At 73.1% G+C, this 13,231-nt stretch carries 8 protein-coding genes; 6 read left to right on the top strand and 2 right to left on the bottom strand.

Annotated elements, in window-relative coordinates; all coding sequences use genetic code 11:
• Window positions 1–49: 49 nt before the first annotated feature.
• Both OG494_RS46740 and OG494_RS46735 read left to right on the top strand, forming a co-directional pair.
• Complete coding sequence (locus OG494_RS46740) at window positions 50–3,055, top strand: BTAD domain-containing putative transcriptional regulator (RefSeq protein ID WP_328450041.1); 3,006 nt, start codon at window positions 50–52, stop codon at window positions 3,053–3,055.
• A gap of 57 nt (window positions 3,056–3,112) precedes the next feature.
• On the top strand, window positions 3,113–3,415 hold the full coding sequence (locus tag OG494_RS46735) for a cupin domain-containing protein (RefSeq protein WP_328450039.1): 303 nt from the start codon (window positions 3,113–3,115) through the stop codon (window positions 3,413–3,415).
• A gap of 9 nt (window positions 3,416–3,424) precedes the next feature.
• Here OG494_RS46735 and shbA read toward each other — a convergent pair whose 3' ends face one another.
• Window positions 3,425–4,066: an RNA polymerase sigma factor ShbA gene (gene shbA, locus OG494_RS46730; protein WP_442874536.1), complete on the bottom strand. Its 642-nt coding sequence runs from the start codon at window positions 4,064–4,066 to the stop codon at window positions 3,425–3,427.
• Between the two features lie 337 nt (window positions 4,067–4,403).
• Between shbA and OG494_RS46725 the strand changes: the two genes are divergently transcribed.
• Window positions 4,404–7,082 carry a hypothetical protein gene (locus OG494_RS46725; protein ID WP_328450035.1) on the top strand — a complete coding sequence of 893 codons (2,679 nt, stop codon included), beginning with the start codon at window positions 4,404–4,406 and terminating at the stop codon, window positions 7,080–7,082.
• On the opposite strand, the gene OG494_RS46720 is transcribed toward OG494_RS46725, so the two are convergent.
• Window positions 7,075–8,040: a hypothetical protein gene (locus OG494_RS46720; protein ID WP_328450033.1), complete on the bottom strand. Its 966-nt coding sequence runs from the start codon at window positions 8,038–8,040 to the stop codon at window positions 7,075–7,077. The two genes, OG494_RS46725 and OG494_RS46720, sit on opposite strands and share 8 nt — an antisense overlap.
• A 508-nt stretch (window positions 8,041–8,548) precedes the next feature.
• Here OG494_RS46720 and OG494_RS46715 point away from each other — a divergent pair.
• The 3 genes from OG494_RS46715 (at window position 8,549) to OG494_RS46705 (ending at window position 13,230) form a co-directional block, all read left to right on the top strand.
• Window positions 8,549–10,726, top strand: coding sequence for an ATP-binding protein (locus OG494_RS46715; RefSeq protein ID WP_328450031.1), 2,178 nt, complete (start codon window positions 8,549–8,551; stop codon window positions 10,724–10,726).
• 31 nt (window positions 10,727–10,757) lie between these two features.
• Complete coding sequence (locus OG494_RS46710) at window positions 10,758–11,756, top strand: SEFIR domain-containing protein (RefSeq protein WP_328450029.1); 999 nt, start codon at window positions 10,758–10,760, stop codon at window positions 11,754–11,756.
• 277 nt (window positions 11,757–12,033) lie between these two features.
• A complete protein-coding gene (locus OG494_RS46705) occupies window positions 12,034–13,230 on the top strand; it encodes a DUF222 domain-containing protein (protein ID WP_442874360.1) in 1,197 nt (398 codons plus the stop codon).
• The last annotated feature ends 1 nt before the right edge of the window (window position 13,231 follow it).

The raw sequence follows: 13,231 nt of genomic DNA, 5'->3' as shown, positions 1-13,231 counted from the left end.
GCCCGATCAGCGCCGGGTCAGCGCCGGCTGAGCGCGTTACAGTGCGTGCATGGTCTGGTTCGGCGTGCTCGGTCCGCTGGTGGCCGAGGGCGAGCGGGGCCCGTTGGCGCTCAAGGGCCCCCGGCACCGGGCGGTCCTGGCACGGCTGCTGATCGCGCGCGGCCGCGTCGTGCCGGTGGACGTCCTGGTCGACGACCTCTGGCTGGACCCGCCCGGCGGCGCGGTCGGCGCGCTCCAGACGTTCGTGTCCGCGTTGCGCCGGGCCCTGGAACCCGACCGCCCGCCACGAACACCGGCCGGTTTGCTGATCACCTCGGGACCCGGTTACGCGGTGCGCGCGGAGTCCGTCGACGCCTGGAGTTTCGAAGCCGCGGTGACCACGCCGGGAGCGACACTGTCCCAAGTGGACGAAGCGCTCGGCCTCTGGCGCGGCCCCGCGTACGCGGAGTTCGCCGACGAGCCCTGGGCCCGCGGCGAGATCAACCGCCTCGACGAGCTGCGGCTGCTGGCGATCGAGCGGCGGGCGTCGGCGCTGCTGGAGCTGGGCCGGGCGGCCGAGGCGGTCCCGGACCTGGAGGCGCACGTCGAGGCGTGGCCGTTGCGCGAGGACGGCTGGCGGCTGCTCGCGTTGGCCCTCTACCGGGCCGGCCGCCAGGGTGACGCGCTGGGGGCGCTGCGACGGGCGCGGCAGGTGCTGGTCGCCGAGCTGGGTGTCGACCCGGGCCCCGGGTTGCGCCAGGCGGAGGCCGACATCCTGGCGCACGCCCCGCTCGCGGCGCCGGTGCCGGCCCCGCACCTGGTGGGGCGCGCGGACGAACTGGCCCGGTTGGCGTCGGAGGCGGCCACGGCGCGCGGCGGCCGGCTGCGCCTGGCCTTGATCTCCGGCGAGGCGGGCGCGGGGAAAACCGCGCTGGCGGAAGCGTTCTCGGCGCAGCTGGCCGGCCGCGGCTGGACCACGGCGTGGGGCGCCAGCCCGGACGACGAGGGCCTGCCGGCGGTGTGGCCGTGGACCCGCGTCCTGGGCGAGGCCGTGTCGCTGGACCCCGAGCCGGGCGGCGATCCCGTCGCCGCGCGCTTCCACCGGCACCGGGCCGTCGCCGCCCACCTCGCCGCGCTCGGCCGCACGTCCCCGCTCCTGCTCGTGTTCGACGACCTCCAGTGGGCCGGCGCGGAAACCCTCACCCTGCTGGCCTCGGTCGTCGCCGATCCGTCCGTGCGGCACGTGCTCGTCGTCGGCACGCACCGCAGCACCGACCTGCCCGCCACCCTGGCGGACTTCCTCGGCCGCGTCGCCCGCGCCGAACCCACCCGCGTCTACCTCGGCGGGCTGTCCGCGGCCGAAGCGGGTGACCTCGTCCGCGCGACGCTCGGCCACGACGTCCCCGCGCCCGCCACCGCGGCGATCCACCGGCGCAGCGGCGGCAACCCGTTCTTCGTGCGGGAGCTCGCGCGGCTGTTCGACACCGACTCGGACGCCGTCGTCCCGCCCGGGGTCCGGGACGTCGTCCGCCACCGCCTTTCCCGGCTGCCCGCCGCCACGCAAGAGCTGCTGCGCCGCGCGGCGGTGCTCGGCCGCGACGTCGACCTCGGCCTGCTCGGCACGCTGGCCGGCACCGACGTCCTCGACGACGTCGAAGCGGCGGCCCGGGCCGGGTTCCTGGTCGAGCCCGGGCCGGGACGGGTCCGGTTCGCGCACGATCTGGTGCGGGACACGCTGTACCACGATCTTTCGCCCACGCGCCGCGCCCGCTGGCACGCCGGGACCGGCGAGGCGCTGGAACGGTTGCGGCCGGACGACGTCGACGCGCTGGCCCACCACTTCCTGCTCGCCGAAAGCCCGGCCGCCGTCCGGTACGCGCGGCTGGCGGCGGAACGCGCCGAGCGCCGGGTGGCCCCGCACGAGGCGGCGCGGCTGTGGCAGGCCGCGCTCGAGCGTGCCGGCGACGACGTCCGCGAGCGGCTGGACCTGATCATGGGGCTGGTGCGGGCGCTGGCCGTCACGGGTTCGCTGGCGGAAGCCCGCGAGCACCGCGCGGAGGCGGTGACGCTGGCGGAATCCCTCGGCGACCCGGTGCTGATCGCGTCCGTGCTGGGCGCGTTCGACGTCCCGGCCGTGTGGACGGCCAACGACGACCCGGAGCTGGCCGCGCGGATCGCCACCGTCGTCGAGAAGACCCTGGTCGCGCTGCCGCCGGAGCGGCGCGCCGAGCGGGCGCGGCTGCTGGCGACGCTCGCGCTGGAGCTGCGCACCACCGGCGGCGACCGCGGCCGCGAGGCGGCCTTCGAGGCCGAAGCCCTGGCGCGCGAACTGGCCGATCCCGGGCTGCTCGCGTTCGCGCTCAACGCGCGGTTCATGCAGGCCTTCGACCGGGCCGGCCTGGCCCCGGAGCGGGCGCGCATCGGCCGTGAGCTGGTCGACGTCGCGTCCTCGCACGGCCTGGTGACGTTCGCGGTGCTGGGCCACTTGGTGCTGGTCCAGGCGTTTTCCGCGCTGGCCGACCTGCCCGCCGCCGACACCCACGCCGCCGCGGCCGACCGGCTGGCCGAGGACCACGACCTGCCGCTGGTCGGCGTGTTCACGCAGTGGTACCGCGCGCTGCGGGCGAGCATCACGGACGACCCGGCGGCGGAGGCGCTGTTCCGCGCGGCGGCCGCCCGTCTCCCGGGCACGGGCATGACCGGCCTGGAGGACGGCATCCTCGCCTTCGCCCTGCTGTGCCACCGCGTCCAGCGCGGCGAGTCCACAGTGGACTACACCGGCGACGCCCCGCACGGCCTCCTGTACGAGGCCCGCCTGAGCCTCCGGGCCGTCACCGCCATCGACGCCGGCGACGTCCCCGCCATGACCCGGCTCTACGACGCGCTCCTCCCCGCGGAGGCCGAACTGGCCGGCGCGGGCAGCGGTCTGCTGACACTCCGCCCCGTGGCCTTCTACCTGGGCGAACTCGCGACGGCCTTGGGCCGCCCCGCCACCTCGCACTACCGCCAGGCCCTGCACCTGGCCCGGCGCTGCCACGCACCCCACTGGATCGCCGACGTCGAACCCCGCACCTGACGCCGGCCGCGCGAAAACCCGCAACGCGGCGTGGGCCACGCGCCTACCCTGGATCGGGTGAGCGACAGCGAGAACTTCGAGGGACGCGATGTCGGGTCCGGGATCTCCGTCATCCGCGAAAGCACCGACGTCGTGGGCTCCGGGCCGCGGCTGCACCGGCACCCCTACGCCGAAACCTTCGTCATCCTCCGGGGGCGGGCCCGGTTCACCATCGGCGACGAGGAGCGGGACGGTGGCGCCGGGGACGTGCTCGTCGTCCCGGCCGGCACGCCGCACAAGTTCGCCGTGCTCGGCCCCGGCGTCTACGAGGCCGTGCACATCCACGAAAGCGACCACTTCATCACGGAGTACCTGGAGTGACCGGGGAGACTAGACCTCGTCTTCGCTGATCATGCCGCGCAGCTTCTGGAGGGCGCGGTACTGCGTGATGCGGACGTTGCCCGCCGAAATGCCCAGCGATTCCGCCGTCTCGTTCGCCGACAGGCCGACGACGATCCGCAGCGACAGGATCGCCTGGTGCAGCGGCGGCAGCGTCGCCATCAGCCGGCCCAGCCGGGCGCCGAGGTCCAGCTCCAGCACGTGGTTCTCCGGCTCGTTGCCGCCCAGCGGCCGGTCCGGCAGCTCCGACACCGGCTTCGAGCGGTCGCGCGCTACCGACCGGAACGCGTCGGCGACCTTGTTCGCCGCGATCGCCCGCACCAGGTACAGGAACGAGCCGCCGCGGTCCTGGTAGCCCGGCAGCACCTTCAGCACCGCGAGCAGGACCTCCTGCGCGACGTCGTCGGCCGAGAGGTACGACAGGTCGCGGCCGCCGATCCGGGCACGGCAGTAGCGGGCGACCGTCGGCTTGATCAGCCGCAGCAGCGCCTGGATCGCCGCCGGGTCTCCGGTGCGCGCCGCCGCGACCACCGGGTCGAGGTCCTCCTTGGTCAGCCGGCCCTCCGGCCGCGGCAGCTCCTTCAGCACGGTGTAGCCGTCGACCTCTTCGGCCGGAACCGTGTCCAACGCCATGGTCTCCATGGGGTTCCCTCCTCGTTCCGGCCACCCGGAAATACCTTCACCGCGGGAACTCGTTTTCTGTTCCGCTATCCGATTATCGAGGCGCTGACCAGCAACGTTGCAGGGTCGTGGTTCTTGTCCACATATTGTCCGTTAACGATGAACGGCCCACTCGGCATACCCGGCGGTCGGCTCCACCCGGCTGGTCAAATTCTTGACAGTAATCGCCAGGACGCGGGAATCGGTAGCGAAATCGCACCGCGCGCCGATGCTTCGCCCGTGACCGCCGCCGACGCCCAGGACCTCCACCGATGATCACCCATTGAACGCCACCGGAGAGTGTGCCCCGATGACGGATCCCGATCCCGGCCCGCCCGGTCACCCCGTGACGGACCGGTTCGACGTCTTCCTGTGTTCCGCGCGAGCCGACCCGGCGACCGAACACATCGAAGAAACGCTCCGCGCCGACGGGCTGCGGGTATTCCGGCCCGCTCCATTCGACGATTTCGACAAGACTGCTGACAATCTCGCCGGTTCCCGCGTGATGCTCGCCCGCTATTCGCGAGATCTGCCGGCCGACTACGCGTGCCAATGGCAGCTGACGGCCGCGCTGGCCGCCGCCGGGCGCCACGGCGACCCGGCGGACCGCGTCCTGCTGCTCAACCCCGAACCCGGCACCGCGCACCTCGCGCCGGCCGGACTCGCGGACGCGAAGTTCGCGGTGACCTCGGCAAACCTCGTCGCCGAAGTCCGCGCGAAGATCGCCGCGACGGACGTCCCCCTCGGCGCGTCCGCGGGACGACCGAGCCGGCTGATCGGCCGCTACCCCGCGCTCTGGGCCGTCCACAGCGCCTTTTTCCCCGGCGCCACCGCCGATCCGCGGCCGGTCGTGGTCCTGCGCGGCCTGCCGGGCATCGGCAAGACGACCCTGGCCGAGCAGTACGCGCATCTGTTCGCCGGCGCTTTCCCCGGCGGGCTGGTCCGGCTCGGCCCGTTCGGTCACCTCGACCCGGACGACTTCCTCGCGCAGTTCCCCCTCACCCTCGCGCGCGCCGCCGCGGACCGGCTCGGCACCGACGTGTCCGGGCTGGACCTCGGCCGCCTGCGCGCGCTGCTCGCCGACCGGATCGACGCGGCCCGCGAGAAGGTGCTGGTGCTCGTCGACGACGTCCCGGCCGGGACGTCGCCCGCGATCCTCGACCGGCTCGTGCTGCCGGGCGAGCACGTCCGCACCCTGGTCACCAGCCGGTCCGGCCGGTGGGACGCGGCGACGGTGGACCTCACCGGCTTCACCGGCGAGGAGAGCGTGCGGCTGTTCCGGGCGCCCTTGGGCGACGTCGAACGCGCGGCCGTGCTGCGGTTCGCCGACCGCTGCGACGGGCACCCGATCACCTTGCGCGCCACGGCTTTCACCTCCCGGCCGCTCACCGCCGAAGTGCTGGACGCGCTGCCGGACACCGCGCCGCAGGCCGTCCGGGACCTGCTCGCCGGCCTCGGCGCCGCGGCCCGGGACCTGGTCCGGCTGGCCGCGGTACTCGCGCCCGTCCCGGTGCCCCGGAAGTTCGCCGCCGAAGTGCTCGGAGAGCTCGACGACGCGGCCGTCCTCACCCGCGGGCTCGCCACCAAAGTGGACGGCGACCTGCAGTTCCAGAGCCTCACCCTCGACGTCGCCCGCACCGGGCTCGACCCCGGTGACCTGCCGGCCCGCGCCGCCGAAGTCCTGCTCGCGTGGCTGGCCGGCGACCGGGGACGGCGTGACTTCCTGCTCCAGCACGCCCGCGCCGTCGCCGAAATCGCGCCGGCGCACCGGGTCCGGCTGCTGCGCCCGGTCGCGGCGGCCCACCTTGCCCAGGCGGATCCGACGACGGCCGGCGAGATCCACGCTGTGCTCCTCTCGACCGGCGAAGCGACGTCCGCGGACCACACCCGCGCGGCCCGCGTCGAAATCGCCTGTGGCCTGTACGCGGAGGCCGTCGGGCACGCGCGTGAGGCGCTCGTGCTGGCCGGCGGCGAAGCCGAGCAGTACGCGGCCGGCCTGACCGCCGCGCAGGCCCTGGACTGCCAGGGCGACTACGCCGAAGCCGACCGGACGTTCTGGCACCACGCCGGCGACCGGCTGCCTGAAGCCGGCGAAGAGCGCTACCGGGCCGCCGTCGCCACGGCTCTCACCCACCGGCTGCGCGGCCGGCCGCGGGAAGCCGTCGCGCTCCTCGAACCGATCCTCGCCGAGCTGCGGGACGCCCCGCCGGGTGCCGCCGAGCCGGCGCGGCTCGAATACGCGCGGAGCCTGCTGCTGTCCGGGCAGCCGCGCCGGGCGCGGGAGGTCGCCGGCGAAGTCGTCGCGGCCTGCCACGCGACGGGCCGGGACCGGCACCCCCGCTGCGACGAGGCGGAGCTGGTCCGCGCCGACGCGATACTCGCGCTCGACCTGGCCGGCCTGCGGGCCGCGCCGGCCGACTGGGAGCGCTCGGCGGCCGAACTGCGCGAGCTCGAGGAGAGCTACGCGCGGCGCTACGGCTCCGAAAGCCCGCTGACCTTGACGGCCGCGATGCACGCCGACCGCGCGTTGCTGGCCCTGGGCCAGCCGAAACGCGCGCTGGCGGTGTTGTCCGCGACCGAGCGCGTGGTGCTGCGGGTGCTGGGCGGGGACCACCGGCTGCGGTACCGGCTGCGGCACGGAATGGGCCTGGCGCACGCCCAGCTGCGCGAGTTCGGCCGCCAGGCCGAGCTGCTGGAGGACATTCTCGAGCCACAGATCCGCCTGCTCGGCCGGACCCACCCGGAGACCATCGAAAGCCGTCTCGACCTCGGGATCGCGCTCGCCCTGAGCGGCCGCGGCCCCCGCGGGCGGGCGACCGAGCTGGTCGACGCCGCCGCGCTGGACGTCGTCGACGCGCTCGGCGTCAGCACCGAACTGGCGGCGAAAGCCCAGGCCGCGCGGCAGGTCGTGCGGCTGCCGCAGCCGTTCGTGTCCGCGCTGTTCACCGTCGAACGGCTGATCTGGCCCGGCCGGGCCGGGGTCAGTTGACGCCGGCGGGCTGCCAGCGGATCCCGTAGGCGAAGCCGGGGGCGAGGTGCCGGAACCGGACGTGCACCTCGCCGGAGTCGTCGGCGGTGAGCTCCGGCCCGCGCCGGGTCGGGTCGCGCGCGTCCTCCTGGAACGCCTTTTCCACGAGCACGATGTGCTCCGGCACCCGGTCGCCGAACTTGACGTGCAGATCGAACAGATCGCACGGATGACGCGGCACGCACACGTAGTGCGGTTCCCGGATGCTCGCCCGGAACCGCAACGCGATTTCGTGCTGCTCCCCGCGCCGCAACGGTTCCGGCAACCGCAACGCCAGCCCGATCCGGTCGCTCGACTCCATCACCCGGCTCGTCAGCACACCGCCGTGGAAGACGTCCACCTCCAGATCCGACTCGTGCACGGATTCACCCGTCTTCGCGGTCGCGCTCAGCGTCAAGGCCAGATCCAGCTCGGTGATTTCGTCGGCGTCCGCGACCACCCGCCGGAATTCGAACGCCTCCACCGCCGGGTCGCCCAACGTCAGCGCGACCCGCAGTTCTTCGGTGTGCCAACTGCGGCTCGGATACCGCGGTCCGGGATCCGGCTCGGGCCGCTTGACCGCCATTGCCGCGATCTGTTCGATGCCTTCGTCGATGCGACGGCGGACCGTGCGGTCGTCGCGCTGCAAGGTGCTCGCCGCCCAGCGGACCCGCTCCTGGTAGAAGGGCTTCCGGGCGCTCTCGTGCAGGGCGAACGCGGCGAGCAGGACGATCTTCAGGTCCTCCGGCAGCGCCCCGACCAGGGGCAACAATCGGCCGGACAGTTTACGCCGCACCTCGGCCTGGTCGTCATCTTCCACAATGCCGCATATCGCGCGCAGCGCCGGCCCGACCCGTTCCCCGAGCGGTGTGGTGAAAATTCCCCTCCCCTTCCGGAGAATCTTCAGCTCGCCGACCACCTCCGCCGCTTTGAGGACCACCGTTCCTCCCCTCGCCGTTCCGCGCACGGTCGTCAATACTCGTCAGCCCCGCGGCCGCTGTCCAGTCGATCACGCCACGGCATACGGATCGTTATCCCGCGGTTTCCTTTCCTCTCGTTGCAGGAAACGGGAAACTCCTTGCCGGGCCGTTCCGCGCGGCCGCATTTCTTGACGAGGCGATTCCGCGGCAAACCGAGGACCAGGGGTGCTCCCGCGCCAGGTGCCACCCCGTACACCCGCTATCGAAGGAGTCGAAATACCTGTTGCCGGTTCGATTTCACAGCTACTTGGCCGAGTCGGCTCCGTGGTCGCCGCATGCGGCGACCAAGCAGACCCACTCGATCGGGCCGACGTCGCCCTCCTGACAGCCGTCTTCATTTGAGGCTGAGCCCATGCGTGACGAACGAGCTGTGCGCACGGTGGCCGGCCAGGGGTAGGCGGGTCCAGCCAGTCCGCCCGACGACGATCGAGCACGGTCATAATGCTCCTGCGACGGGGGTGCGTACTGATGAACGAACGAGCGACGTTCGGCGCGGAACTGCGCCGCTTGCGCCGAGCGGCCGGGCTCTCCCTGGCCGGTCTCGCGGACCGGATCCACTACAGCAAGGGCTACCTGAGCAAAGTGGAAACGGGGCTGACCACACCGAATCCGGCACTGGCCACGCTGTGCGACGCCGAACTGCGCGCGGCCGGGACCCTCACCGCCCTGCTCCCCCACGAACCCACGCGACGGCGCACCCGCCCCGACGTCCAGCCGTCCGGGCTGCCGCCCGCGACCGGCGACTTCACCGGCCGCGCCGACGAACTGCGGGCGGTGCGCGACGCGCTGGAAACCGAAAACGGCGTCTGCGTGATCTCCGGGATGGGCGGGGTCGGCAAGACGGCGCTGGCCGTCCGCTGCGCCCACCGGCTCGAAGCGGTGTTCGCCGACGGCTGCGTGTTCGTCGACCTCCGCGGGCACAGCGAGGCCCCGGTCGACCCGGCGGCCCTGCACGACCGGCTGCTGCGGGTGCTCGGCGTGCCCGCCGAACGGATCCCGGCCGACCCGGACGACCGGGCCGCGTTCTACCGCACCCGGCTGCGCGGGCGCAGTCTCCTGCTGGTGCTGGACAACGCGGCCGACGCGGCGCAGGTGCGGCCGTTGCTGCCCGCCGAGCCGAAGTGCCGGGTGCTGGTGACCAGCCGGTCGCGGCTGAGCGCGCTCGACGAGGCCCGGCACGTCTCGCTCGACGTCCTGCCCGCCGGCACCGCGGCCGAGCTCTTCGCCGCGCTCACCGGGGCGGCCGCCGCCGACGCGGCCCGCGTCGCCGAACGCTGCGGCCGGCTCCCCCTCGCCGTCCGGATCGCCGCGGCCCGGCTGCGGGCCCACCCGGCATGGGACGTGGCCGAGCTGGACCGCCGGCTGGCCGTCGAGGCCGACCGGCTCGGCGAGCTCGACGACGGCGAGCGCAGCCTGTCCGCGGCCTTCCGGCTGTCGGCGCGTCAGCTCAGCGACGCCGAAGGCCGGTTGTTCGGCCTGCTCTCGCTGCACCCCGGCGGCGATCTCGACGTCCGCGCGGCGAGCGCGCTGGCCGGGCTCGCGCCGCGGGAGACCGACCGGCTGCTCGACCGGCTGCACGACGCGTACCTGATCACCCAGCCCGCCGCCGACCGGTACGGCTTCCACGACCTGCTCCGCGCGTTCGCCGTCGAGACCGGCGAAGCCGCCCTCGAACCCGAAGAGCGGCAGGCGGCCTTCCGCCAGCTCGCGGCGTTCGCCGTGCGGGACGCCGAACGGGCCGACCGGCTGCTGGCCCCGCAGCGCTACCGGCCGGTGGTCACCTACCCCGGCGGCCTGCCCGAGCCGGTGCCCGCGGAAGCCGTCGCGTGGTTCCGCGCCGAGTGGCCGAACCTCGTCGCCCTGTGCCGCCGGGCGGGCGAGCTCGGCGAGCACGAGCGGTGCTGGCAGCTGGCGTTCTTCCTGCGCGGGTACTTCTTCCTGGCGAAGCTGTGGGACGAGTGGATCGTGACGCACCGCTGGGCCCGCGCGGCGGCCGAAGCGGCGGGCGACCGGTGGGCGCTGGCGACCACGACGGCGAACCTCGGGATCGCCCTGGTCGACCGGGGCGACCTCGACGGCGCGTCCGAGTGCTACCGCGAAGCGCTCCGGGAGTACCGCGCGATCGGCGACCGCCACGGCGAAGCCACCGCGCTCGCGCACCACGCCTGGGCCGACCACTACCGCGGCGACTACCGGTCCGCGTTGCGCGATTTCGGGACGGCGCTGGCGTTCTACGAGCAGACCGGCAGCCGCCGCAACGCCGCCATCACCGAACGCGGCATCGCGCTGGTGCGCGTCGCGCTCGGCGAGGCCGCGGCGGCGGCGGACGTCGCGGCGGGCACGCTGACCGTGTTCGACGAGCTCGGCCTGGAGCTCGACGCCGTGCTGGCGCTCAACTGCCTGGGCTGGGCCCGGTTCCACACCGGCGAACACGACCTCGCCGCGGCGGCCTACCGCGAAGCGGCGGCCCGGGCGGAGGCGTGCGAGAGCGACCACGAAGCGGCCCGGGCGTACACGGGCCTGGGCAACGTCGCGTTCGCCCGCGGCGCGGCGTCGGAGGCGGCGGGCTACTGGGCGCGGGCGGACGAGAGCCACCCCGGCCTCGACCCGGTCGTCGTCGGCGAAACCCGGGCCCGGCCGGCGTAACGGCGGCTCCGGACGCGCCGACTCCGGTGTCATGCCGACCCGCCCCCGGGTCTTCGTGTCGTACTCGCACGACGACGAGGACCACAAGACGCTCGTGCGCCGGTTCGCCGAGTTCCTCCACCGGCACATCGGCCTCGAGGTGCACCTGGACCAGTGGGCCGACGGCGCCCGCGTCGACTGGTCCAGGTGGGCCCTGCGGCAGCTGAAGGCGGCCGACTACACGCTCGCCATCGCGTCCCCGATGTACCGGCGGCGCACCGACGGCGAGGAGTCGCCGCACGTCGGCCGCGGCGCGCAGTTCGAGGGCGCGGTCCTGCGCGACCAGGTGACCGCCGACATCGACGAGTACACGGCGCGGATCCTGCCGATCGTGCTCCCCGGCCGCGCGATCGACGAGATCCCGCAGTTCCTCAACCCGTATTCGACGACCCGCTTCGTGGTCCGGCAGTTCCAGGTCGGCGACAGCGGCGTCCAGAGCCTGGTGCGGGCGATCGCGCGCCGGCCGGAACACCCCCGGCCGGACGAAGATCCCGCGGTGTTCGCCGGCGGCGGGTACACGCCGGCCCCGAGGCGCCGGAAACTGCTGCTGACCACGGAACTGACGCCCGTCTCGAAAGGACCGGACGTCCGGCTCGCCGCCGCGAGCATCGACGGCACCCACCACGGCCACAGCATCACCTACCGCTGCTCGATGTTCTGCGGCGAACCCCGCGGCGTCGTCGAGTACGACCTGGGCCGGAAGTACCGGAAGTTCGAGTCCGCGGCAGGCGTCCTCGACGACGCGGCGGACGCCGGCCAGACGGGCCACTTCGAGGTGTTCCTCGACGGCGTCCCCCAGCCGTCGGTCACCGTACGGCTCGGCGCGCCGGCGCAGTTCGACGTGGACGTCTCCGAAGTCCTCAGGCTGCGGCTCGTCGCCTACCGGCCCGACACGATCGGGTCACCCCTGCTGGCCGGCGCCCGGATCGCGGGCGGCCTGTCGAACGGCCTCCCGGAACTGGGCTGGGGCAACCCGTCCCTGACCACCTGATCGAGCAGCATCGGCATCGGCGGCCACGGGTATCCGCCGATCATGTACCCGAGGATGTGGCTGGTTTCGGGCGCCCTGCGGCTGTTCCTCGTCACCGCCGCACCGGCCGCGGTGCACGTACCCCTGCTCGTCGGCTCGTCGCGGCGGTTGTCACCTTCGTCGTGCCGGCACCGCGAAGCACCAGCTGGGCCAACGCCGGCCGACTCACGGGCAGTGATCATCCTTTCGCCTGATCGTGTGATGAACAGGTGTTCGATACTGGGTTAGTGTCTGTGGTGTGGACGACGACCGGATGTGGCAAGCCGACGCGGTGGCACTGGCCGACCGTGTCGGTGAGCTGGTGACCCGGATCCGTTGCGCGGAAGCGGAACTGGGTGCGGTGCTGGTCGAGATCGAAACCCGCGGTGTGGAGGCTTTGTTCGGATACCGTTCCGTGGGGCGGCTGTTGGAAGACCTGGCCGATATTTCCGCGGATGCTGCGGGAAAGTTGCTGCGGCGGGCCCGGGCGTTGAACTCGGCCCCAGAAACAGCCCCGGCCACGGCTGAGGCGGCTCGGGATGGCCGGTTGAGCAACCCGATGATCGACACGATCCTGGAGACTCTGCGCCAGATCCCGGATGAGCATCGTGGGGATGCCGAACGGGAGATGGTGCTGCTGTCCCGGACCGCGGGCCGAAGACAGGTAGCGGCTTTGGGTGCGCATCTGCTGGGTTACCTCAACCCGGACGGCCCACCTCCGGACGACACCACACCCTCGGTACCCGAGCGTGAGTTGTCGCTGCGGCGTAAAAGGACCGGTGTGTGGGAGCTGCGCGGAAGGTTCGACGACGAGACCGGCACCCGCGCCCATGCCCTGCTGGATTCCCTGGCGGAACGCCGCACAGCCGAGGACCTGCGTTCCCCGCAGGAACGGTACGGTGACGCGTTCTCCGACGCGATCGACCTGGCCCTGAACTCACCGGACCTACCACTGCAGGCCGGTGAACGAGCCCACGTCCTGGTCACAATGCCCCTGGAGGCGTTGACGACCGGTGCGGGCACGGCCCGGCTGGGCGACACCGGTGACATCTCGGCCGCGGACGCCCGGGTCCACGCGTGTGACAGCGGTGTCATCCCCGCGGTCCTGGGTAGCAAAAGTGAGCCGCTGGATCTGGGGCGGTTGCGTCGTTTGATCACCGCGGGTCTCCGCCGGGCTCTGTATTTACGTGACCGGGGTTGTGCGTTCCCGGGTTGCCATCGTCCTCCGCGGCATTGTCAGGGGCACCATATTCGGCACTGGGCCGAGGGTGGTCCGACGAGTCTGGGGAACCTGGTGTTGTTGTGTGGGTATCACCATCGGTTGGTGCATAGTTCGAGTTGGCAGGTCCGGGTGGCTGCGGATGGGTTGCCGGAGTTCATCCCGCCGTTGTTCATGGACCGGCGTCGACAACCCCGACGCAACAACGTCCACAAGCCACTACCAGCAGCAGCCTGAC

Source organism: Amycolatopsis sp. NBC_00438 (assembly GCF_036026695.1).
GTDB lineage: Bacteria > Actinomycetota > Actinomycetes > Mycobacteriales > Pseudonocardiaceae > Amycolatopsis.
Note: the sequence above shows the minus strand (reverse complement) of the source record. Positions and strands in the feature narration are given on the sequence as shown.

Bases quoted from the DNA above. Each gene is read 5' to 3' on its own strand.
- shbA (WP_442874536.1), bottom strand. From the start codon at position 4,066: ATGGCGTTGGACACGGTTCCGGCCGAAGAGGTCGACGGCTACACCGTG.
- OG494_RS46740 (WP_328450041.1), top strand. From the start codon at position 50: ATGGTCTGGTTCGGCGTGCTCGGTCCGCTGGTGGCCGAGGGCGAGCGG.
- OG494_RS46710 (WP_328450029.1), top strand. From the start codon at position 10,758: ATGCCGACCCGCCCCCGGGTCTTCGTGTCGTACTCGCACGACGACGAG.
- OG494_RS46715 (WP_328450031.1), top strand. From the start codon at position 8,549: ATGAACGAACGAGCGACGTTCGGCGCGGAACTGCGCCGCTTGCGCCGA.
- OG494_RS46725 (WP_328450035.1), top strand. From the start codon at position 4,404: ATGACGGATCCCGATCCCGGCCCGCCCGGTCACCCCGTGACGGACCGG.